22 protein-coding genes are annotated in these 22,298 nt (G+C 69.0%); 18 read left to right on the plus strand and 4 right to left on the minus strand.

The window, feature by feature from the left end; genetic code table 11:
* Nucleotides 1-132 precede the first annotated feature (132 nt).
* From AVL48_RS27165 to AVL48_RS27200, 8 genes are all read left to right on the plus strand, one after another.
* A complete protein-coding gene (locus AVL48_RS27165) occupies nt 133-1,617 on the plus strand; it encodes an AMP-binding protein (RefSeq protein ID WP_177242251.1) in 1,485 nt (494 codons plus the stop codon).
* A gap of 19 nt (nt 1,618-1,636) precedes the next feature.
* Complete coding sequence (locus AVL48_RS27170; RefSeq protein ID WP_061980129.1) at nt 1,637-1,873, plus strand: glutaredoxin family protein; 237 nt, start codon at nt 1,637-1,639, stop codon at nt 1,871-1,873.
* A gap of 57 nt (nt 1,874-1,930) precedes the next feature.
* Nucleotides 1,931-3,466, plus strand: a complete 1,536-nt coding sequence (locus AVL48_RS27175) for a molybdopterin-dependent oxidoreductase (protein WP_061980128.1) — start codon at nt 1,931-1,933, stop codon at nt 3,464-3,466.
* A 191-nt stretch (nt 3,467-3,657) separates the two neighbouring features.
* Nucleotides 3,658-4,485: a redox-sensing transcriptional repressor Rex gene (locus tag AVL48_RS27180; protein WP_425266117.1), complete on the plus strand. Its 828-nt coding sequence runs from the start codon at nt 3,658-3,660 to the stop codon at nt 4,483-4,485.
* A gap of 1 nt (nt 4,486) precedes the next feature.
* Nucleotides 4,487-5,794, plus strand: coding sequence for a glutamyl-tRNA reductase (locus AVL48_RS27185; RefSeq protein WP_061980126.1), 1,308 nt, complete (start codon nt 4,487-4,489; stop codon nt 5,792-5,794).
* Between the two features lie 24 nt (nt 5,795-5,818).
* Nucleotides 5,819-6,751 (plus strand): hydroxymethylbilane synthase, encoded by a 933-nt coding sequence (gene hemC / locus AVL48_RS27190; protein ID WP_061980125.1) that lies wholly within the window; start codon nt 5,819-5,821, stop codon nt 6,749-6,751.
* Between the two features lie 62 nt (nt 6,752-6,813).
* Complete coding sequence (locus AVL48_RS27195; RefSeq protein ID WP_061980124.1) at nt 6,814-8,346, plus strand: bifunctional uroporphyrinogen-III C-methyltransferase/uroporphyrinogen-III synthase; 1,533 nt, start codon at nt 6,814-6,816, stop codon at nt 8,344-8,346.
* A gap of 126 nt (nt 8,347-8,472) precedes the next feature.
* Nucleotides 8,473-8,850, plus strand: a complete 378-nt coding sequence (locus AVL48_RS27200; protein WP_061980583.1) for a hypothetical protein — start codon at nt 8,473-8,475, stop codon at nt 8,848-8,850.
* 50 nt (nt 8,851-8,900) lie between these two features.
* Here the strand turns inward: AVL48_RS27200 and AVL48_RS27205 are convergent, their stop codons facing one another.
* Nucleotides 8,901-10,187: an Nramp family divalent metal transporter gene (locus AVL48_RS27205; protein ID WP_061980123.1), complete on the minus strand. Its 1,287-nt coding sequence runs from the start codon at nt 10,185-10,187 to the stop codon at nt 8,901-8,903.
* A 151-nt stretch (nt 10,188-10,338) separates the two neighbouring features.
* Between AVL48_RS27205 and hemB the strand changes: the two genes are divergently transcribed.
* Complete coding sequence (hemB, locus tag AVL48_RS27210) at nt 10,339-11,310, plus strand: porphobilinogen synthase (RefSeq protein WP_074038211.1); 972 nt, start codon at nt 10,339-10,341, stop codon at nt 11,308-11,310.
* Between the two features lie 54 nt (nt 11,311-11,364).
* Here hemB and AVL48_RS27215 read toward each other — a convergent pair whose 3' ends face one another.
* Nucleotides 11,365-12,909 carry an outer membrane protein assembly factor BamB family protein gene (locus tag AVL48_RS27215; protein WP_082857775.1) on the minus strand — a complete coding sequence of 515 codons (1,545 nt, stop codon included), beginning with the start codon at nt 12,907-12,909 and terminating at the stop codon, nt 11,365-11,367.
* A gap of 46 nt (nt 12,910-12,955) precedes the next feature.
* Nucleotides 12,956-14,449 carry an outer membrane protein assembly factor BamB family protein gene (locus AVL48_RS27220; protein WP_061980120.1) on the minus strand — a complete coding sequence of 498 codons (1,494 nt, stop codon included), beginning with the start codon at nt 14,447-14,449 and terminating at the stop codon, nt 12,956-12,958.
* Between the two features lie 88 nt (nt 14,450-14,537).
* On the opposite strand from AVL48_RS27220, the gene AVL48_RS27225 reads away from it, so the two are divergent.
* Genes AVL48_RS27225 through AVL48_RS27235 form a run of 3 tightly spaced genes read left to right on the plus strand, consistent with a single transcriptional unit; the run spans nt 14,538 to nt 15,905 of the window.
* Nucleotides 14,538-15,089 carry a hypothetical protein gene (locus AVL48_RS27225; RefSeq protein ID WP_061980119.1) on the plus strand — a complete coding sequence of 184 codons (552 nt, stop codon included), beginning with the start codon at nt 14,538-14,540 and terminating at the stop codon, nt 15,087-15,089.
* A complete protein-coding gene (locus tag AVL48_RS27230; protein ID WP_061980118.1) occupies nt 15,086-15,541 on the plus strand; it encodes a hypothetical protein in 456 nt (151 codons plus the stop codon). Before AVL48_RS27225 ends, AVL48_RS27230 begins: the two co-directional genes overlap by 4 nt.
* Nucleotides 15,519-15,905 (plus strand): hypothetical protein, encoded by a 387-nt coding sequence (locus tag AVL48_RS27235; protein ID WP_061980117.1) that lies wholly within the window; start codon nt 15,519-15,521, stop codon nt 15,903-15,905. The genes AVL48_RS27230 and AVL48_RS27235 overlap by 23 nt, the downstream gene beginning before the upstream one ends.
* Here AVL48_RS27235 and AVL48_RS27240 read toward each other — a convergent pair.
* Complete coding sequence (locus AVL48_RS27240) at nt 15,898-16,389, minus strand: TspO/MBR family protein (RefSeq protein WP_061980116.1); 492 nt, start codon at nt 16,387-16,389, stop codon at nt 15,898-15,900. The genes AVL48_RS27235 and AVL48_RS27240 overlap by 8 nt on opposite strands.
* A 121-nt stretch (nt 16,390-16,510) precedes the next feature.
* Here AVL48_RS27240 and hemL point away from each other — a divergent pair, with 121 nt between their 5' ends.
* The 6 genes from hemL to resB all read left to right on the plus strand — a co-directional run bounded on the left by hemL (nt 16,511) and on the right by resB (nt 22,293).
* On the plus strand, nt 16,511-17,815 hold the full coding sequence (gene hemL / locus AVL48_RS27245) for a glutamate-1-semialdehyde 2,1-aminomutase (protein WP_061980115.1): 1,305 nt from the start codon (nt 16,511-16,513) through the stop codon (nt 17,813-17,815).
* Nucleotides 17,812-18,444, plus strand: coding sequence for a histidine phosphatase family protein (locus AVL48_RS27250; RefSeq protein WP_061980114.1), 633 nt, complete (start codon nt 17,812-17,814; stop codon nt 18,442-18,444). The genes hemL and AVL48_RS27250 overlap by 4 nt, the downstream gene beginning before the upstream one ends.
* The gene (locus AVL48_RS27255; RefSeq protein WP_061980113.1) at nt 18,441-19,022 is read left to right on the plus strand and encodes a TlpA family protein disulfide reductase; all 582 of its coding nucleotides are present in this window, start codon (nt 18,441-18,443) and stop codon (nt 19,020-19,022) included. Before AVL48_RS27250 ends, AVL48_RS27255 begins: the two co-directional genes overlap by 4 nt.
* A gap of 67 nt (nt 19,023-19,089) precedes the next feature.
* Complete coding sequence (locus AVL48_RS27260) at nt 19,090-19,758, plus strand: rhomboid family intramembrane serine protease (RefSeq protein ID WP_061980112.1); 669 nt, start codon at nt 19,090-19,092, stop codon at nt 19,756-19,758.
* 166 nt (nt 19,759-19,924) lie between these two features.
* Nucleotides 19,925-20,698 carry a cytochrome c biogenesis CcdA family protein gene (locus AVL48_RS27265; protein ID WP_061980110.1) on the plus strand — a complete coding sequence of 258 codons (774 nt, stop codon included), beginning with the start codon at nt 19,925-19,927 and terminating at the stop codon, nt 20,696-20,698.
* Nucleotides 20,695-22,293, plus strand: coding sequence for a cytochrome c biogenesis protein ResB (resB, locus tag AVL48_RS27270; RefSeq protein WP_061980108.1), 1,599 nt, complete (start codon nt 20,695-20,697; stop codon nt 22,291-22,293). The genes AVL48_RS27265 and resB overlap by 4 nt, the downstream gene beginning before the upstream one ends.
* The last annotated feature ends 5 nt before the right edge of the window (nt 22,294-22,298 follow it).

Genomic DNA, 22,298 nt, shown 5'->3' on the forward strand with positions numbered 1-22,298 from the left:
CGGTGCCGGGGTTACGGAACTGCGACGAAAGCGAGTGACCCCCATGACGACGGCCGAGATGACAAACTGGCAACGCCGTTCATCGAGGGAAGAGGTTCGCAGTTGAGCGCGGAGCAGGTTGCCGAAGGAAGCGTGCCCACTTTGCTCGCCGAGGCCGCCCGGCAGTGGCCCGGCAAGACGGCCGTCCAGGAGACCGGCGGCGGGGTCACGCTGACTTGGGCGGAACTCGACAATGCCGCCCACACGCTGGCCCGTGCCCTGCTCGACGCGGGAATCGACCGCGGTGACCGGGTGGCGTTGCGGCTGCCGACGTCGGCCGCGTTCGCCGTCTCGCTGTTCGGGGCGCTGAGGGCCGGCGCGACCGTCGTCCCGATCTCGCCGCAGGCGCCGGTGGCGGAGCTGAACGGGTTGCTGGAACACAGCGGCGCCCGGCTGCTCCTCGAACGCGAACCGACCGAGGAACTCTTCGACGGAGTGACCAGCCTCTCACCACCCATTACCTCGGATGGAGCAGTCGGACCGGTCGACGCGGCCGGGGCCGGCGAGGACATTGCCGTCATTTCGTACACCTCCGGCACGACCGGCCCGCCGCGCGGCGTGATGCTGTCGCATCGGGCGCTGCTGGCGAACCTGGACCAGCTGAGCCGGATCGTCCCGACGCCGCTCGTGCACGGCGACCGCGTGCTCATCACCATCCCGTTGTTCCACGTCTACGGCCTCGGCCCCGGTTTGCTGCAGACCACGTCGGTCGGCGCGACGGCGATCCTTTCCGAGCGCTTCCTCGCCGAGCGGACGCTGGCCGACTGCGCCGAGTACCGGGTGACCTCGATCGCCGGCGTGCCCGCGATGTACGCCGAGTTCGCCGCGATGGACCCCGACGAACTGGGCGCCGGGCTCTCCAGCATCCGGCGGATGACCTCCGGTGCGGCGCCGCTGCACCCCAAGATCCTCGCCGCGATCCGCGGCGCCACCGGCCTGGACGTCTACGAGGGCTACGGCCTCACCGAATGCGCGCCGGTGGTCACCACGACGCTGGTCACCGGCTACCCGAAGCCGGGCTCGGTCGGGCGGCCGCTGCCTGGGATCGAGCTCCGGCTGGTCGACAGCGACGGCGACGCGACGCCGGTCCCACTGGACCCCGACGACCTCGGTGACGCCTTCGACGAGGACGGTGGCACCGGGCTGGTGTCCATCCGCGGCGCGAACCTGTTCTCCGGCTACTGGCCCGACGGCGCGCACGGTCCCGACGAGGAGGGCTGGTTCCGCACCGGCGACGTCGGCTACCTCGACACCGACGGCGACCTGCACCTGGTGGACCGGGCGAACGACCTGATCATCGTCAACGGCTTCAACGTCTATCCGCACGAGGTCGAGAACGTGATCTCGATGCTGGACGAGGTCGTGGAAGCGGGTGTGGTCGGCGTCGTCGACGAACGTACCGGCGAGGCCGTGAAGGCCGTCGTGGTTCCGGCACCCGGCGCGTCGCTCTCGGAACAGCAGGTCGTCGAGCACTGCGCGGAGCACCTGGCCGGATACAAGGTGCCGCACACCGTCGAGTTCGCCGAGTCGCTGCCGCATTCGGCGACGGGCAAGCTCCGGCGTCTCCGGCTCAGGTAACTCAGGTAAGGATTGACGTATGGCCCACCACGTGACCGTCATGACCCGCACGGGCTGCCACCTGTGCGAGGTCGCGGAACAGGACATCGAACGGATCTGTGGCGAACTCGGCGTCGCCTGGTCGGCGCAGGACGTCGACAGCGACCCGGAATGGCGGGCCGAATACGGCGACCGCGTGCCGGTGATCCTGGTCGACGACGCCGAACACGGCTACTGGCGGGTCGAAGAGGACAGGCTCCGCGAAGCACTGGCGTAAGACACTCGTAAGGGCGAACGGCCGACCGCGGTCCCCGCCCCTGGTGAAGATGGAGTCGTGGACGACGAACGCAGGCTCACCTTCCCGCAAGCCGCGCTGACCGGGCTGCTCGCCCTGGCCGCCGCGCTCGGTGTCGGACATCTTGTCGCGGGCTTCGTCGGGTATACGGCTTCGCCGTTCATCGCCGTGGCGAACTTCGTCATCGACCACAGCCCGCACGCCGTCGTGGCCTGGGCCGAGCGGACGCTGGAGACCTGGGACAAACCCGTCCTCAGGTTCGGTCTCGCCGTCGTCTTGGTGCTGTTCGCGCCGCTCGCCGGACAGCTGTCGCGACGCAAGCCGCTGCCGGGCCAGGTGCTGGTCGGGCTACTCGGCGCGGCCGGGGTCGCCGCGGTCTTCGTGCGCACCGACCTCGGGCAGCTCTCGCTGCTGGCACCGGTGGCCGCGACGGTCGCCGGACTCGCCGTCTTCACCTGGCTGCACCGGTTCTTCCGGCCGCCGGTGTTCTTCGACGATCGCGAAGGCGAGGGGCCGGACCGGCGGAAGGTCCTGCTCACCGGGGCTTCCGTCGCGGCCGGCGCCGGGGTGGCCGCGCTGACCGGACAGCTCGTCGGAACCCGCGAGAACGCCGAGGAATCGCGCGCCTCCGTCGGCAGGCTCGTCGCGGCCCGGACCGCTCCACCGATACCGCCGGACGCCGACTTCGTGAAGTTCGGCACCCCGCCATATCTCACTCCTTCGAAGGATTTCTATCGGATCGACACGGCACTGGTCGTCCCGCAGGTCCGCACCGAGGACTGGCGCCTGCGGATCCACGGGATGGTCGACCGCGAAGTCACCTATACGTATGACGACATCCGCTCACGGCCGCTGATCGAACGCGACGTCACGCTGTGCTGTGTCTCCAACGAGGTCGGCGGCCCGTACATCTCCAACGCGCGCTGGCTCGGCGTCGACCTGCGCGACCTGCTGAACGAGGCGGGGGTGAGGCCCGGCGCCGAGCAGATGTTCGCGACCAGCGTCGACGGCTGGACCTGCGGATCCCCGGTCGAAGCCGCCATGGACGCCCAGCGTGGCGCGATGCTCGCCATCGGCATGGACGGCGAACCACTGCCGATCGAACACGGCTTCCCCGCGCGGATCGTGATCCCCGGGCTGTACGGGTACGTGTCCGCCACGAAATGGGTGACCGACCTGGAGATCACCACCTGGCAGGCGCGCGAGGCGTACTGGCTCGGCCGGGGCTGGGGGCGCGAAGGGCCGGTGAAGACGCAGTCGCGGATCGATGCCCCCGGTTCGGCGGTGGACGCGGGCAAGGTCGTGGTGTCCGGGATCGCGTGGGCGCAGCACACCGGCGTCGCGAAGGTCGAGATCCGGGTCGATCAGGGGCTGTGGCGGGAGACCGTGCTGTCGGCCGAGACGTCGAAGGACACCTGGCGCATGTGGTGGACCGAGATCGACATCCCCGCTGGTCAGCATCAAATCGCCGTCAGGGCGACCGATCAATCCGGCTACACGCAGACCGAAACGCGCGTCGGAACCGTGCCGGACGGCGCGACCGGTTGGCACACGGTGTCGGTCAACGCTCGTTGACGCTGTCCTCACGCGACCTTCAACACAGCACCTACCAGTGACTTTGTGCCTGCGTTCACAAGTGGCTACCGTAGAGCCATCGCCGCCGATGGGCGCCCGGCATCGAACCGGACTCAGCGCTTCGGGTCAAGAGCCGATTTCCTGGTTCGGGCGACTCATGTACTCAGCAGGACCAGAGGGAGCGGACAAGCGTGGTGTCGCAACGAGGCCGGCGCACCCGGGTGACACCGGACGCCGACAACGCGCCCACCGCGGAGATGCCCGCCGTCGAGACGGTCGCCGAACCGGAAGCGGTCCGCGCGAAGTCGATCCCCGAAGCCGCGGTCGCCCGCCTCGCCGTCTACCTGCGAGTCCTCTCCGGATTGGCCGAGCAGGGCGCGACCACGATCTCCAGCGAAGAACTCTCGCAGGCCGCGGGCGTCAACTCCGCGAAACTGCGCAAGGACCTGTCCTACCTCGGCTCCTACGGCACCCGTGGCGTCGGTTACGAGGTCGGCGTCCTGGTCAGCCAGATCGAGCGCATCCTCGGCCTGACCCGCAAGCACAAGGTCGCCGTGGTCGGTATCGGTAACCTCGGCCACGCGCTGGCCAACTACGGCGGGTTTCCCGGCCGCGGTTTCCCGGTCGAAGCGCTGTTCGACCTCGACCCGGATCTGGTCGGCGTGCCGGTCGGCGGTCTCCCGGTCTCGCATCTCGACGAGATCCCCAAAGTCTGCGCCGAACGGCAGATCTCCATCGGCGTCATCGCCACTCCGCCCACCGCCGCGCAGTCGGTCTGCGACCGGCTTGTCGCAGGTGGCGTGCAGTGCATCCTGAATTTCGCCCCGGTGGTGCTGCAGGTGCCGCCGCATATCGAGGTTCGCAAGGTCGATCTCGCCGTCGAGTTGCAGATCCTGTCGTTCCATGTCGCCCGCCGCGCGGATCTGGCCGCTCATGGCAATGGTGGAGGGGACACTGGTCCCGTGACGGCCGAGAATGGCAGCGTGAACGGCCACGGCAACGGAATGGTGGTGCGCTGAAATGAGCGTCTTGGCGGTCGGGCTCTCGCACCGCAGTGCCGAGCTGAGCACCCTGGAGCGCGTCGCGGTCCCCGCGACCGACGTGACCAAGGTGCTCCACGAACTGCAGCAGGCCGAGCACGTCAGTGAGGCGATACTCGTCTCCACCTGCAACCGCATCGAGGTCTACGCCGTCGTCGAGACCTTCCACGGCGGGTTGAACGACGTTTCCGGCGTGCTCGCCCGCCAGGCCGGGATGCAGCCCGCGGACCTCTACGACTCGCTCTACGTGCACTACGCGGGCGCGGCGATCGAGCATCTGTTCTCGGTCACCTCCGGCCTGGATTCGATGGTCGTCGGCGAGACGCAGATCCTCGGCCAGATCCGGTCCTCCTACGCCACCGCGCGTGACGCCGGCACCGTCGGCCGCACCCTGCACGAGTTGATCCAGACCACGCTGCGCGTCGGCAAACGCGTGCACAGCGAGACCGGCCTCGACCAGCTCGGTGCCTCGGTCGTTTCCGAGGCGCTCGCCGCGGCCGGGGACATCGAGGGCAAGCACGCGCTGATCGTCGGCGCCGGTTCGATGGGCGCGTTGACCGCTTCCCACCTGCGCAAATCCGGGATCGGCGAGCTGACCATCGCCAACCGCACCGAGGCGAGGGCCGCCCGGCTCGCCGCCGCGAGCGTCGAGCAGGGTGTGCCCGCGAAGGCCGTGCGGATGAGCGGCATCGCGGCCGCGGTCGCCGAGGCGGACGTCGTCGTCTGCTGCACCGGCGCGCAGGCCGCGGTCTTCACCGCCGAGCACGTCCCGGCCCGTGGCGGCCGTCCGCTGGTGGTGTGCGACCTCGGTCTCCCGCGCGACGTCGAGCACGACGTCGCCGAACTGGCCGACGTCACCGTGGTCGACCTCGAGACCATCCAGCGCCGCATGCGCGAGGCGGGCACCCCGACCACCGAACGCCAGACCGCGAAGGCCACCGGCATCGTGCTCGACGAGGTGCGCGAGTACCTCGCCGGCCAGCGCAGCGCCGAGGTCACCCCGACGGTGACCGCGCTGCGCCGCCGGGCGGCCGAGGTGGTCGACGCCGAACTGCTGCGGCTGGACAACCGCCTGCCGGACCTCGAAGCGGGGGTCCGCGAGGAGGTCGGCCGCACGGTCCGCCGGGTGGTCGACAAGCTGCTGCACGCGCCGACGGTGCGGGTGAAGCAGCTGGCCGCCGAGACGGCCGACACCGACTACGCCAACGCGCTGCGCGAGCTGTTCTGCCTCGACCCGCAGGCGCCCGCCGCCGTGGCGAGTCCCACCGCGACGCCGAAAGACGAGTGATCATCAGTGAGCAGAGTCATCCGCATGGGGACGCGCGGCAGCAAACTCGCCCTCGCGCAGACCGGCACCATCGCCGACGCCCTGCGCGCCACCGGGGCCGAGGTCGAACTCGTCACCGTGACGACCCCTGGCGACAAGTCGTCCGCGCCGATTCCGACGATCGGGGTCGGCGTCTTCACTTCCGCGCTGCGCGAAGCGTTGCTGCGCAAGGAAGTCGACGTCATCGTGCATTCGTACAAGGATCTGCCGACGAAACCGGAACCGGGCATCGTGCTGGCCGCCGTGCCGCGCCGCGAGGACCCGCGTGACGCGCTGATCGCCCGTGACGGGCTGACTCTCGGCGAGCTTCCGCCCGGTTCGACCGTCGGTACCGGCTCGCCGCGGCGCACCGCGCAACTGCGCGCGCTCGGGCTCGGTTTGGAAATCGTGCCGATCCGAGGCAATATCGACACCCGCATGCGCAAGGTGGCCGACGGTGAGCTGGATGCCGTGGTGCTCGCGCGTGCCGGACTGGCCAGGATCGGCCGGGCCGGGGAGATCACCGAGACCCTCGACCCGATCCAGATGCTGCCCGCCCCCGCGCAGGGTGCGCTGGCGGTGGAGTGCCGGGCCGGGGACGTGGACATCGAGCACCTGCTCGGATCCACAGTGGACGATGAAGGCACCCGTGCCGTGGCGACCGCCGAACGGGCGTTGCTCGCGGCGCTGGAAGCCGGGTGCAGCGCACCGGTCGGAGCGCTGGCGGAGATCGTCGAGGACCTGGACGCCGAAGGGCGGGTCGTCGAGCGGATCTCGTTGCGGGGCACCGCCGCCGTCGAAGCCGACGGGGAAGCGGTCGACATGGTGCGCGCTTCGGCGCTCGCCGACTTCCGCGATGCCGAACAGCTCGGCCGGACATTGGCCGCCGAGCTGCTCGACCTGGGTGCCGGTGCGCTGTCGGTCCCACCCAGTGAGTAAAGCCAGGAACGTTGATGGATCGGCCGCGATCGACCGCGGCCGCCTAAGAGGAGAACGCACAGATGACCCCCGCGCGTAAGACCACCGGGCGTGTCGCCTTCGTGGGCTCGGGCCCCGGTGACGCCGGTCTGCTGACCGTCCGCGCTCAGGAGCTGCTCGCCAAGGCCGAGGTCGTGGTGACCGACCCGGACGTCCCTTCGGGCGTCCTGGCCTTCACCGCGGAGGGCGCCGAAGTGCGCCCCGCCGTCGGCGAGGCCACCGAGGTCGCCAAGGACCTGGTGAACGAGGCCAAGGCCGGACGACTGGTGCTCCGGCTGATCGCCGGTGACCCGCTGACCCAGCCCGCCGTGGTCGCCGAGGTGCAGGCCGTTTCCCGGACCAGCGCCGTCTTCGACATCATCCCCGGCGTCTCGCCCGGCGCCGCCGTCCCGGCCTACGCCGGTGTCCCGCTCGGTGGCACGCACACCGAGGTCGACGTCCGCGGCGACGTCGACTGGGCCGCGCTGGCCGCCGCTCCCGGCCCGATCGTGCTGCACGCGACCTCGGCGCACCTCGCCGAAGCCGCGTCCGCGCTGACCGAGCACGGCCTGGCGGCGACCACGCCGGTCGCCGTCACGTCGAACGGGACCATCAATACCCAGCGCACCCTGGACACCACGCTGGCCACCGTCGCGAACGAGGCGGGAGAGCTCGTCGGCCCGCTGATCGTGACCATCGGCCAGGCCGTCGGCCAGCGCTCGAAGCTGTCGTGGTGGGAGTCGCGCGCGCTGTACGGCTGGAAGGTCCTGGTGCCGCGCACCAAGGAGCAGGCCGGTGAGATGGCGGAGCGGCTTCGCGGCCACGGCGCCACCTCGCACGAGGTCCCGACCATCTCGGTCGAGCCGCCGCGCAGCCCCGCGCAGATGGAGCGTTCGGTCAAGGGTCTCGTCGACGGCCGCTACCAGTGGATCGTCTTCACCTCGACCAACGCCGTCCGCGCGGTGTGGGAGAAGTTCGAGGAATTCGGCCTCGACGCCCGCGCGTTCTCCGGCGTGAAGATCGCCTGCGTCGGCGAATCGACCGCCGCGAAGGTGCGTTCCTTCGGCATCATCCCGGAGCTGATCCCGGAGGGCGAGCAGTCCTCGGAAGGCCTCCTCGCCGAGTTCCCGCCGTACGACGACGTCCTCGACCCGGTCGACCGCGTGCTGCTGCCGCGGGCGGACATCGCCACCGAGACCCTGTCGGCCGGCCTGCGTGAGCGTGGCTGGGAGATCGACGACGTGACCGCGTACCGCACCGTGCGCGCCGCGCCGCCGCCGGCCGAGACCCGCGAGATGATCAAGACCGGCGGTTTCGACGCGGTCTGCTTCACCTCGTCCTCGACCGTGCGGAACCTCGTCGGCATCGCAGGCAAGCCGCACACCCGCACGCTGGTCGCGTGCATCGGCCCGAAGACCGCGGAGACCGCCGTGGAGTTCGGGCTGCGGGTCGACGTCCAGCCCGAAAAGGCCGACGTCCCGCATCTGGTCGACGCGCTCGCCGAGCACGCCGCCCGGCTCCGCGCCGAAGGTGCGCTTCCGCCGCCGCGTAAGGCGAAGCGGGCCCGCCGCTCCTGATTCCGTGACGAAGACCCCCTTCTCCGCATGATGCGGGAAGGGGGTTTTCTTCGTTAGCGAAACCTTGGTGCCTGCCAAGCGACGAGGCTTAACCTCGGGTGATCCGACAATCGCTGGGGAGTGACCATGAAGTCTCTCGTTCACGCAAGTACCGCTTTGAGTGTGCTGGCGCTCGGGTTCGCCGGGTTCGCGGGCACGGCCTCCGCCGCACCCGCGACGCCGTTCGAGGTCTGCAGTCCGCTCGGTTGCGCGGTGCAGAGCGTGCGGGGCACCGTCGAGAAAGCCGGCGGCCAGACCCGGGTGTCGGCCACCGTCACCGACAGTTCGCCCGCCTCGAAACTCACCGCGCAATTCGTCCTGTCCGGTCCGTCGACCGAGGGACACCAGGTCGTCGCCGACAACGAGACGAAGCGGGTCGTTTTCACCGGGCGGACCTTGGCGACCAAGCTGACCGTGACCGCCTGCGGCGGCGGAGGCTGCAACACGAAGTCCATTCCGCTGTAGTTTGTACTGCCGCTGTGGCTGGTGGCGGCTCGGCCGAGTGACCGAGCTGTTCAGCTGAAGAACTTCACGACCTCCGTGTAGGCGAGGTAGGCGAACATCGCGAGACAGATCACGAGAAGCCCGTTGGAAAGCCACCGAGAACGCCCCTCCCGTGGCACGCGCGACGTGTTCAGCAGCACCAGCAAGGTCGCCGCCAGGAACGGCATGAACAACGCGCCCAGTACGCCGTAGATCACCGTGAGCTGGAAAGGCTGATCGAGGAACAGCAACGCCATCGGCGGAAAAGTCAGCCACAGCACGTAACCCCGGTACGCGGGACTGCGTTCACCGGCCTTCTTCTCATACGTCTCAACGGCTTCGGTCGTGTTCGCGGGCAGCCGGAGGATGCGCCACCAGTCCGCGAAAAGCAGGCTCACGCCGTGCCAGACCCCGATCACCGAGGTGAACGAAACCGCGAAAAAGCCGCTGAGGAACGGGATCCGCGCCCATTGCCCGTAATCCGCGGCGAGTGTGTCGCCGAGGAAAAGCAGGCCCTTGTCACCCGAGATGATCTTCTGGCCCAGCAGCAGTTCCGCGCCGACGATCAGCATCGCGATCACGAAGATCCCGGTCATGAGGTAGCCGACGGCGTTGTCGGTCCGCATCATCGACAGCCACTTCGACGACCGCCAGCCCTTCGCGAGCGTCCAGTAGCCGTAGGCCGCCATGGTGATCGTGCCGCCGACGCCGCCGATCAGACCGAGGAGGTAGACGAGCGAGCCGTCGGGCAGCGTGGGGACGGCGCCCTCGAACAGCGCGGTGAAATTCGGCACGACCAGCACCGCGGTCCCGACCACGGTCACGAACATCACGCCGGTGAGCACCGTCATCAGCTTCTCGATGATCGCGTAGCGCCCGAACCACACCAGAGCGAAGCCGAGCAGGCCGCAGATCATCGCCCAGTACCGCACCGAAAGCGCGGGGAAGAGCGCGTTCAGCGGCAGTCCCGACGCCGACATCGCGGTCGCGCCGTAGACGAACCCCCAGATCACCGCGTAGATCCCGAAATAGATCAGCGCCCAGATCCCCAGCGTCCGCCAGCCGGACAGGATCGTCCGGCCCGACGTCAGATGCCAGCGGCCGACGGCCTCGGCCAGCGCGAGTTTGAAGATCGTCCCGACGAGCACCGCCCACAGCAGCGTGTACCCGAAGCGCGATCCCGCCACCATCGTCGCGACGAGGTCGCCCGCGCCGACCCCGGTCGCCGCGGCCATGATCCCCGGCCCGAGCTGGCGCAGCCGTGCGCGCCAGCCGACGGGCGGTTCCTCCGGTTGGTCGGTCACCGTTGAACTCGACATGAGAGGCAAAGTAACCCACGTCACACTGAGTGCGAATCGGGCAAAGGTGACTCTTTACCGTTTCTTAGGGAAGGTCCGCCCGGCTGGACCACCGCGCCGTTCACCGCGCCTGTGGACCGCCGCTCGAGCGAGCGGGAGTACCGTCTATGGAGTGTTTCCCGAACATCGTCCCCGCAGGCTCCGTACCACTCCGGCGATGCGCAGGCTGGCCGGTGAGACGACGCTGCGCCCACGTCAGCTGATCCTCCCGATGTTCGTGGCCGAGGGCATCGACACGCCCCGCCCGATCTCGAGCATGCCCGGCGTCGTCCAGCACACCCGCGACACGCTGCGCAAGGCCGCCGTCGACGCGGTCAACGCCGGTGTCGGCGGCCTGATGCTGTTCGGCATCCCCAAGACCCGCGACGCCGAAGGCTCCGGCGCGATCGACCCGGACGGCATCCTCAACGTCGCCCTGCGCGACCTGCGGGCCGAACTCGGTGACGCGACGGTCCTGATGGCCGACACCTGTCTCGACGAGTTCACCGACCACGGTCACTGCGGCGTCCTCGACGCCGACGGCGCTGTCGACAACGACGCGACGCTGCGCGTGTACGCGGAAATGGGTCTGGCGCAGGCGGAAGCGGGTGCGCATCTGCTCGGGCCCAGCGGGATGATGGACGGCCAGGTCGGTGTCATCCGCGCCGCCCTCGACCGGGCCGGGCGCACCGACACCGGCATCCTCGCCTACTCGGCGAAGTTCGCGAGCGCGTTCTACGGCCCCTTCCGTGAGGCCGTCGATTCGCAGCTGAAGGGCGACAGGAAGACCTACCAGCAGGATCCCGGGAACGTGCGCGAGGCGCTGCGCGAGATCGAGCTGGACATCGCCGAGGGCGCGGACATGATCATGGTCAAGCCCGCACTGTCCTATTTGGACGTGATCAGGGCGGCGGCCGAGGCGTCGCCGGTTCCGGTGGCGGCGTACAACATCTCGGGCGAGTACGCGATGGTCGAGGCCGCCGCGGCGAACGGCTGGCTCGACCGCGAGCGCACGATTCTCGAGGTGCTGACTTCGATCCGCCGGGCGGGCGCGGACATGATCCTCACCTACTGGGCCGCCGAAGCCGTCGCCTGGCTGGACTGACCTCGCACAGCCGAAAAGGGCCCCTCCGCTACGGAAGGGGCCCTTTTCGCATCGCTACTCGGCCTGAAGCAGGAAGACGTCCACGCTGAGGTTCGACCACCGGCCGGCCACGGCGTAGACGCGATCGTCGGCCCAGAGATACCGGAAGAACCCCGGGATCGGCCCGGTGTCGTCCTGGTCGGAGTTCCTGATCTGTGCCTCCAGGAAAGGGGTCACCTTCCCGTCCGTGACCGCGATCTTGACCGTCCGCTGCGGTCCGGTGTTGTGGATCGGCCCGACCTGGGCGAGGAGCTGGCCGTCCACGATCTTGATCGGCGCCTGGATCGTGCCCTCTGGAACCGAGGCCGTCCATTTGCGCTGCCCGGTGTTCAGGTCCACCGCGACGAGCTTGTTCACCTCTCCGCCGATCGTCCTGGTCGGCGTGTAGAACGTGTCGCCTTCCACGATGATGGCGCTCGTCTGGTGCTGGGTCCCCGAGGCGAGGCTCCCGAAGCCCTGCGGCGAGGTGCCGTCGAGCTCGTCCTCGCTCTTGGGTTTGCCGCCGTCGATCTTCGACTTGAGCTTCATGTTGTCGTCGAAGAGGAAGTACGTGCCTTGCTCGGTGTTCGAGCCGTAGGCCAGCACGGGCTTCACCGAGAGGAGACCGATCCCGGAGATCGAGTAGCCGGAGTGGGGCACGCTGTCCTCCAGTTCGACGTTCCCGGTCGCCGGGTCGATCTGGAGCGCGGTGACCGAGAAGTCGCCGGTGAGGCAACTCGCCACGACGATGGCCTTGCCGTCCCTCGGCATCATGTCGTGTCCGGCGCAGGTGTCCTCTCCGTCGGCTTTGCGGGAGAAGGTCTTCGTCCACTTGATCGCGCCGGTGGCCAGGTCGAGCGCCGCGTAGCCCTGGTCCGCGGTGACGAACACGACGTCGCCCATGATCTGCGTGACGACGGCCTCCACCGAGACCACCCGGTCCTGCATCTTCTGCGGGACGACCATCGGCACCTGCCAGCCGAGCTTCCCGTCCTTCAGATCGAGGATGGTGGCGTTGTCGCAGCTCCCGTCCTCCTTGCCGACCTTCGCCTTGCCGAAGGCGAGGACGATCTTGCCGCCGACGGGCTCGACTCCGGTGCCGCAGAAGATCTTGCCGTCCGGTGCCTTCGTCAGCCAGCGCTGCTTGCCGTTCACCCTGGTGAACGCGGCCACGTACCGGTCACGGACGACGACGAGGTCATCGTCGTGCAGCCAGGTCGTGATGCCGTGCTTGTACTCCGGGACGTCCTGCTTCGCCCCCGACAGTTCCCATTTGACCTTCGGTGACCCGCCGGGAGAGCCGGGATTCGCGGAGGGCTGAGCGGCCTGATCCTGCTTCGGGTCCCCGCCGCTCAGCGCGATCGGGAGCACGACGGCCGCGGCGACGACCACCACGACCAGCGGTATGAGCCAGAAGAGGAACTTCTTGCCCTTGGGCGGTGGTGGTCCCTGCCTTGGGGGGCCGTACTGCTGCTGAGGGTAGGGCTGCGGCTGTTGCCATCCCGGAGGCGGTTGCCCGTGCGGTTGCCAGGGTTGCTGCGGCGGCCATGGCCCGTTGCCGGGTGGAGTAGGTCTGGTCATCGGTGTTCCCCAGTTGTTCGGTGATGATCGCGGAAAACAGCCCGCGCTACGGTTCGACGGTGTAGATGTCCAGGCTGTACTTCGGAAAACGACCGGAAACGGCGTAGACGCGGCCGTCCGCCCAGAGATAGCGGTAAAGGCCGGAGATCGGTCCGTTCTTGTCGTTGTCGGCGTTCTCGATCTGCGCCTCGACCAACGGTGTCACCGCCCCGTCCGCGACGGCGATCTTGACCACTCGCTGCGGTCCGTCCCGCTCGACGGGCGCGACCTCGGTGATCACCTGGCCGTCCTCGATCGCGAGCGGGGCCATCACCGTGCCCGCCGGGACCTTGGCCGACCACTTGCGCCGCCCGGTGTTCAGCTCCACGGCGACCAGTGCGTTCACCGTGCCCGCCTGGGGCATCGTGATGGTGTAGAGCACTTCTTCGGCGACCAGGGCCGGGCTGACCTCATGCTCGGTGCCGGACGCGTCACTGTCGAAGCCCTGACCATCCGTGCCGTTGAGACCGTCCGGGGTGAAGGGGTCGCCGCCGTCGATCTTCGACTTGAGCTTCAGGTCGTCCTCGAAGAGGAAGTACGTGCCCGCGTCGGTGGTCTTGCCATAGACCAGCAGGGGTTTCACCGAGAGGACGCCGACGTCGCCGAGCGAAGAGCTCTCCTTCGGCAGGTGTTCCTGCCCCTCGATGTTCCCGGTCGACGCGTCGACCCGCAGCATGCTGAGGCCGTACTCCCCGGTGAGGCAAGTCATCACGACGACGATCTTGCCGTCCCTCGGCACGGCGTCCTGCCCGGCGCACGTCGGGCTGTCGGCCTGGTCGGGTTCGCGCATGTGGGTCTTCGCCCACTTTTTCGCTCCGGTGGCCAGGTCGAGTGCGCCCATACCCTCCCCTTGCGTGGCGAAGACGACGTCGCCGACGATCTGCAGGATCGCGGACTTGGGCGGGCGGTCGCCTTGCAGCTTCTGAGGTACTTCGAGTGGTTGCTGCCAGCCGAGCTTCCCGTCCTTCAGGTCGAGGACGGCCGCGTGGTCGCAGGTCTTCTCCTCGCCGTAGGCGAAGGCGATCCTCCCGTCGACAGGTTCCACGGAGGCCCCGCACGCCCGCTTCCCGCCTGGAACCTCGGTGAGCCAGCGCTGTTTGCCGTCCGCCCTGGCGAACGCGGCGACGTACTTGTCCCGCACGACGACGAGAGTGTCCGCGTACAGCCAGGTCGTGATGCCTTGCTTGTACTCGGGAACGTCGCCCTCCAGTCCGGACAGCCGCCATTTCACCTTCTGGGCGACCGGGGCCGGACTGCTCGGCTGCTGCTGCCGGGCGGCCTGGTCGCGGGGCGGGTCGCCGCCGGTCAGCGCGATCGGGAGCACGACGGCCGCGGCGACGACCACCACGACGAGCGGAATCAGCCAGAAGAGGAACTTCTTGGACTTCCCGGGCGGAGGAGGTGGCGGCGTCCGGTGTGGTGGCGGATAGCCGTAGCCCTGCGGCGGCCAGGGTTGTTGCCGTCCCTGCCATTGCCCGCCGGGATGGTTCGGTGTGGTCATCGCGAAATCCCCAGTGATCGTGTCGATTCGCGCATAAGCTACCCGGCCGGAAACGCTCTGGCCTGCGGAACCACGTAGGCTGCCCGGCGTGAGCGACAGCACAGCCGGCGAAACGGACGACGAGCGCCGCAAGCGGGGGAGGGCACCCGACCCGCTCCTGCCCGGGCAGAAGCCACCGGTGATCACCGTGCCGACGCCGGTCGTCATCTCCTTCTGGCTCTGGATCGCCGCGGGCGTCGTGCTGGTGGCCGGTCAGATCGCCCTGCTGGTGTTGAAGCAGGAATTGACCGACGGGATCATCAAGCAGATCACCGCCAACCCGGTCCCCGGCCAGCCGGTAGACCCGGCGCAGATCGCCTCCGGGGTGAACACCTTGCTGTGGATGCTGCTCGGCGGGGCCGTCACCTTCGCCGTCCTGTTCGCGTTGTTCGCCTACAAGGCTCGCGAGGGAACGCGTTCGGCCAGGACGGTGCTGACCGTGGGCGCCGTCTTCCTGGTGCTGGTGGAGCTGTTCGTGCTGCGCGGCACGCTCAACGTGTTCCTGCTGGTGGCCACGCTGCTGACCGCGATCGCGCTGATCCTGATGTACCTGCCCAGCGTCGGCGACTTCTTCCCGAAGGTCGGGCGCGAGCTGCCATGACGTCCGAGCCGTCCCTCTACGGCGAACCCGGCGTCGGCTGGACGGCGTTGCTCTGGGCACCGCTGTTCGCCCTCGCCGGGCTGCTCGCCGAGCTGGCGACCGGCGGACCGGTGCACTGGCCGGCCTGGCTCCTGGTCGCGGCGGGGCTGGTGCTGATCACCGTGCCGTGGGTGTACGCGCGCCGCCGGTACCTCTCGCTCGAAGTCACCGCCGACGGCTATCGGCAGGGGCGGGAAACCCTGGCGGCGGCCCGGATCGCCGAGGTACTCGAAGACGAGGAAGCCCCCGTCGGGTCACGGGTCCTCGGCGGTGGCTGGACGATCCCCAAGAAGCACGGCGAGGTCCCGCTGAAGCTCGACGACGGCGTCTTCGTCCGCGCCTGGGCCAAGGATCCCGGCGCCCTTCGCGAGGCTCTCGAGGATTTGGTGCGTGCTCGCACCACAGAGTCATGAGAAGCTGCTCACTGTGATCGATCTTCCCCAGCCGACCGGGGCCGACTTGTGGCCGCCGGAGGACGACCGCCCGGCGGCCCGGCTGCACAAACCCCTGCGCGCTCTGGTGGGGGTCGCCGAGCTGATTCTCGCCGCGCTCGCGGTCTGGGGTGCTTTCGCCTGCTGGAAGGCCGGTGTCGTCCCGGTCCTGATCAGCTACGGCGAAACGACGACGCTCGAATCGCAGCGGTACTTCGGCGGCCCGCTCGCCGGGGCCATCGGGCTGGGCGTGCTGGCCGCGATCCTGGTGGTGGACGCGATCCGCCAGTTCCTGCTGGCGATGAAGACGCGGCATCGCGCGCCCAAGGACTCGAAGGTCAGTTGAGCCAGACGACCGCGGCGTTGACCGCGGTCGAGAACAGCAGCCACAGCAGATACGGCACGAGCAGCCAGGCCGCGAGCTTCGACCGGCGCGCGAACTCCATCATCGTGATGGGCACGACGAAGTCCAGGACGACGACGTCGGCCAGTGCCAGGACGTGGGCCCCACCGGCGAAGAACAGCGGCGTCCACAGCAGGGTCAGCAGCAGGCAGACGCCGTAGAAGGCGAAGCCGCGCGTCTCGCCGTCGGTCCGCCAGTAGCACCAGCCCGCGAAGGCGACCAAGAGCAGCAGGGCCGACCACATCGGGCCGTACAGCCAGCCCGGCGGCGCCCACGATGGACGGGCCAGCACGTTGTTCAGCTCGGACCGGGTGGCCACGGCCAGCGCGGCCACCACCCCCACGATCGCCGACATGGCGATGAATCCGGCCAGTGCTTGCCAGCGCAGGCGACGGTGGTGGGTCGGCGGTGGCGGCACCGTGGACACGTGGATTCCTCCGCGAGGGTTTCGGCGGGAGTGGTTCCCACCCTAGTGGGGCCGGTCACCCCGCGCCCGTATCCGCGAGACTCGGCGGCGGGTGTCCCCGGGGATTTGCGAGACTGGGGAGGTGACTACCGGAGTCGATCAGTCCAAGGCATGGTTCGAACGAGCGAAGGCCGTGGTCCCGGGCGGGGTGAACTCCCCGGTGCGGGCCTTCAACTCCGTCGGCGGGACCCCGAGGTTCATGGTCCGCGGCGAGGGGCCGTATCTGTGGGACGCCGACGACAACCGCTACGTCGACCTGGTCTCTTCTTGGGGGCCGATGATCCTCGGGCACGCGCATCCGGCCGTCGTTTCCGCCGCGCGCGAAGCCGCCGTCCACGGACTGTCGTTCGGCACGCCGACCCTCGGTGAGGTCGAACTGGCCGAGGAGATCATCGCGCGCGTCGCGCCGGTGGAACAGGTCCGCCTGGTCAACTCCGGCACCGAGGCGACGATGAGCGCTATCCGGCTGGCCAGGGGGTTCACCGGCCGGGCGAAGATCATCAAGTTCGCGGGCTGCTACCACGGCCACGTCGACGCGCTGCTCGCCGAAGCGGGCTCCGGCGTCGCGACGTTGGGCCTCCCGACCTCACCCGGCGTCACCGGTGCGCAGGCGGCCGACACGATCGTCCTGCCCTACAACGACCTCGACGCGGTCCGTAAGTCCTTTGCGGACAATCCGGACTCGATCGCCGCGATCATCACCGAAGCCGCCGCGGGCAACATGGGTGCCGTCGCCCCGGTCGAAGGCTTCAACGCCGGGCTCAAGGAGATCGCGCACGAGCACGGCGCGCTGCTGATCATGGACGAGGTGATGACCGGGTTCCGCGTCTCGAAGGCGGGCTGGTTCGGCCTCGAAGGTGTCGCCGGTGACCTGTACACCTTCGGCAAGGTGATGTCCGGCGGGCTGCCCGCCGCGGCCTTCGGCGGCCGCGCCGACGTGATGGCGAAGCTGGCGCCGGGCGGGCCCGTGTACCAGGCGGGGACGCTCTCGGGGAACCCCGTGGCCGTCGCCGCCGGGCTCGCGACGCTGCGCGCGGCGGACGACGCCGTGTACGCGGCCCTCGACACCAACGCGAAGCGGCTCGGCGACCTGTTCGACCGGTCGCTGACCGAAGCCGGTGTCACGCACACCGTGCAGTACGCGGGCAACCTGGTCAGCGTGTTCTTCAGCGACAGCCCGGTGACGAACTACCCGGGCGCGCAGGCCTCGGAGACCTGGCGGTTCCCGGCGTTCTTCCACGCACTGCTGGACAACGGCGTGTACGCGCCGCCGAGCGCGTATGAGGCGTGGTTCGTCAACGCCGCCATGGGTGACGCCGAGTTCGAAATCATCGAGTCCGCGCTTCGCGTGGCCGCTCGTGCCGCGGCCGAGGCGGTCCAGGCGTGAGCGAGACGACGATCGTGCACCTGCTCCGCCACGGTGAGGTGCACAACCCGGACAAGATCCTCTACGGCCGTCTGGCCGGCTTCAAGCTCTCCGACCGCGGTCAGCGCCAGGCGCTGACCGTCGCCGAAGCCGTCGCGACACACGACATCACCTACGTCGTCGCTTCGCCGCTTCAGCGCGCCCAGGAGACCGCGGCGCCGATCGCCGCCGCGCACCGGCTCGACGTCGACACCGACGAGCGGCTCATCGAGGCGGACAACCAGTTCGAGGGTGAACGGGTCGCCGTCGGCGACGGGGCGCTGCGCCGGCCGAAGCACTGGCCGAAGCTGGTCAACCCGTTCCGGCCGTCGTGGGGCGAGCCGTACGTCGAGATCGCGCACCGCATGCTGGGCGCGGTCCACCGCGCGCGGCGGGCGGCCGAGGGACACGAGGCGCTGTGCGTCTCGCACCAGCTGCCGATCTGGACCGTACGGCGGTTCCTGGAGGCGAAGCGGCTCTGGCACGACCCGCGCAGCCGTCAGTGCTCGCTCGCGTCGCTGACCAGCCTGGTCTTCGAAGGTGAAGAGCTCGTGCGGATCGTCTACAGCGAGCCCGCCGGCACGACCGACCCGAAGGTGACCGGCGCATGAAGCGGCTCGTGGCGGCCGTCGTCGGGCTGGCGCTCGTCGTCACGGGCTGCACCACCGGCAAGGACGCCGTCGTCACCGGCGGCTCGTTCAACTTCGTTTCGCCGGGCGGGAAGGTCGACATCACCTACGACGTCGCCGACCGCCAGCAGTCGCCGACCCTGTCCGGCGACGACCTGATGAACGAGGGCAAGCAGCTCTCGATCGCCGACTTTCCCGGCAAAGTCGTCGTGCTGAACCTGTGGGGCCAGTGGTGCGGGCCGTGCCGCGTCGAGGCGCCCGAGATGCAGAAGGTCTACGACCAGACCAAGGCGTCCGGTGTCCAGGTCGTCGGCATCGACCTGCGGGACAACGACCGCGCGCCGGCGCAGGACTTCGTCCGGGACCGGAAGTTGACGTACCCGTCGATCTACGACCCGTCCGGGCGGACGTTGCTGCAACTCTCCGGCTATCCGCGCAACATCATCCCGTCGACGATCGTGCTGGACAAACAGCACCGCGTCGCGGCGGTCTTCCTGCGGGACCTGCTGGCCTCGGACCTGCTCCCGGTCGTTCAGCGCTTGGTCGCCGAACCGCGCTGATCTGTCGGGTGGGCGGGCTATCCTCCTCATCTCGGCCGCGCAGCGGCTCTGAACTGGGGAGAAGGAAATGACGACTGCTTCAGACGCGCCCAGATCCGGGCCGCAGGACGCCGAAGCGATGATCGCCGAGGCCAAAAAGGCCTTCGGGGTGATGGTCGGCTCGCTCGTGGTGATCTGGGCAGTCCAGATCTTCAACGCGCTGGACGGCTACGGGGTGTTCGAAACCGGAGCACGGGCGCGGGACGTCAGCACGCTGCCCGCCATCCTCTGGGCACCGTTCGTCCACACCGGTTGGGACCACATCGAGGCCAATTCGGGCCCGCTGTTCATCTTCGGCTTCCTCGCCGCGTATCGCGGGGTGAAGAAATTCCTGGGTGTCACACTGCTGATCGCCATCACGAGTGGCCTCGGTGCCTGGTTCCTGTCGCCTTCCGGCCTGATCGGTTTCGGCGCGAGCGGGCTGGTGATGGGCTTCTTCGGGTACGTGCTCGTGCGCGGGATCTTCGACCGGCACAAGCTCGACATCGTCATCGGCCTGGTGATGGCGCTGTGCTTCGCCTACCAGTTCGCCGGCCTGTTCCCACAGAACGAGCTGGTGAGCTGGCAGGCGCACCTCTTCGGCTTCCTCGGTGGCCTGATCGGCGGCTGGGTGTTCCGGGACCGCCGTCCCAAGCCCGAGGTCGCCGCACCCGCGTTCCCGACCATCCCCCTGACCCCGCCCGACTCTCCCAAGTAGCGCATTTCGTCCTCTGAATGCGGTAGTCGCCCCAAGCAAGGACCGCATTCAGAGGACGAAACGCGGGGGAGGGGGACGGGACCAACGTCCTGACCGGGTGCGACGTAGGTCCCGTTGAGGGCGCCCCGGCGCTTTCACCTCGACCACACTGCCTACGCTCCTTTGCGTGAACGGTGTGACCGAGCTGGCCCTCTCCGGGCCGCTGCTGCTCGCGGCGGGTGTCGCGCTGCTGGCCGGGGCGGTCTCCTTCGCGTCACCGTGCGTCGTCCCGCTGGTGCCGGGGTATCTCGCGTACCTGGCGGCGCTGGTCGGCGCGGACGCCCCCGCGGTCAGTCCCGACGAAGAACGCAAGAAGGGCCGTTACGCCGTCGTCGGCGCGGCGGCGCTGTTCGTGCTCGGGTTCACCGTCGTCTTCGTGGTGACGCTGGGGACGCTGGTGTGGATCGCCGCCGTCGTCCAGCTCAACATGAACCTCCTCCAGCGGCTCGGCGGCGTACTGACGATCGCGATGGCGCTGGTCTTCCTCGGCTGGATTCCCGGACTGCGCCGCGAGTTCCGGTCGCATCACGTGCCGCGCGGCGGGCTTTGGGGTGCGCCGGTGCTCGGGGCGGTCTTCGGGCTCGGCTGGACGCCGTGCATCGGGCCGACACTGTCCGCGGTCATGTCCATGGCGAGCGCCACCGGCGGGGCGGCGGCGCGCGGCTACGTACTGATCCTGGTCTACTGCCTCGGTCTCGGCCTGCCGTTCCTCCTCATCGCGTTCGGTGCCCGCTGGGCCGTCCGCGCCACCGACTGGCTGCGCCGCCACGGCCGTCAGGTGCAGGTCTTCGGCGGCGCCCTGCTGCTGATCGTCGGCGTCCTGCTGGTGACCGGCCTGTGGGGCGACATGACCGGCTGGATCCGGAACACCCTCGTGAGCGACCTCAGGCTGCCCTTGTGACCACCACCGAAGCACCGCCCAAGAAGGAATACCGCCAGACGCCGCTGAAGCGCGTCCTCGCCTTCCTCCGCAACACCTGGCGTGGCCTGACGTCGATGCGCACCGCGTTGGTGCTGCTGTTCCTGCTCGCGCTCGCCGCGATGCCCGGCGCGCTCCTGCCGCAGCGGAACCTCAACGTCGCCAAGACCGACGAGTACATCGCCGCGCACGGCTGGTGGGGCGAGCTGCTCGACCGTACGCAGTTCTTCGAGGTCTACGGCAGCGTCTGGTTCTCGGCGATCTACCTCCTGCTGATGGTCTCGCTCGTCGGCTGTCTGGCGCCGCGCAGCCTCGAATACGCGAAGGCGATGCGCGCGAAGCCGGTGCTCACGCCACGCAAGCTCTCGCGGATGCCGCATCACCTGTCCACCACGACCGACCGGGTCCCCGAGACGGTCCTGAAGGACACTCACGCACTTCTCAAGGGCTGGCGCCGCGTAGAGCGCGAGGAGGCCGACGGCGTCCGAAGCATCTCCGCCGAACGCGGCTATCTCCGCGAGACCGGCAACCTCGTCTTCCACTTCGGCATGCTCGGCCTGATCATCTTCTTCGCGCTCGGCAAGCTCTTCGGCTACGAAGGCCAGGTCATCGTCCAGGCCGACAACAGCCCGTGGTGCAACTCCGGCATTCTCGGCTACGACACCTTCAACGCCGGTCTGCGCGTCGACGGCACCGACCTCAACGCCTTCTGCATCCGGTTGAAAGACTTCGAAGCGCGCTACACCGAGGCCGGGCAGGCGAACTACTACCACTCCAACATGGAGTACCAGTCCGGCGAGGACCTGAAGACCGGCGTTTGGAAGCCGTACGGACTCGAGGTCAACTCGCCGCTGCGCACCGCCGGTGACCGCGTGTACTTGCTGAACTTCGGCTACTCCCCGAAGTTCACGGTGACCTTCCCGGACGGCACCGTGCGCTCCAACATCACGCCGTGGCGCCCCGCCGACGAGCCGACAAAGCTCTCCGAAGGCGCCACGAAGCTCGACCAGCCCGGCATCACCGACCCGGTCGAACGCCGCACCCGGCAGCTCGCGATCACCGGCCTGCTCGCCCCGACCGCGTTCATGCACGGCAACGTGCTGACGTCGTCGCGGCCCGAGGCGAACAAACCGGCCGTCGCCGTCGACATCTACCGCGGCGACCTCGGCCTCGACGCCGGACGCGGGCAGTCGATCTTCCAGATCGACCAGTCGCTCGTCGAGGACGGCAGGCTCAAGAAGCTCACCCGGCAGAACCTGAACCAGGGCCAGGAGACCGTGCTGGACGACGGCACGAAGGTCCGCTTCGACGGCGTACAGGAGTGGGTGGCGATCCAGGTCTCGCACGATCCCGTGCAGGGCTGGGTGCTGGTCTGCGCGATCGCGATGCTGCTCGGCTTGGCGGGATCGTTGCTGGTCAAACGGCGCCGGGTGTGGGTCCGGGTGACACCGGCGCGCGAAGGTGAGACGGGTACCGTGATCGAGGTCGCCGGGCTGGCGCGCACCGATCAGGCGGGCTACGGCGAAGAGTTCCAGCGGATCAGCGCCAAGCTGGTCCAGGGGCAGAGAGGCAACTAGAGGTC

This window comes from Amycolatopsis regifaucium (assembly GCF_001613935.1).
In the GTDB taxonomy this organism is placed as follows: domain Bacteria; phylum Actinomycetota; class Actinomycetes; order Mycobacteriales; family Pseudonocardiaceae; genus Amycolatopsis; species Amycolatopsis regifaucium.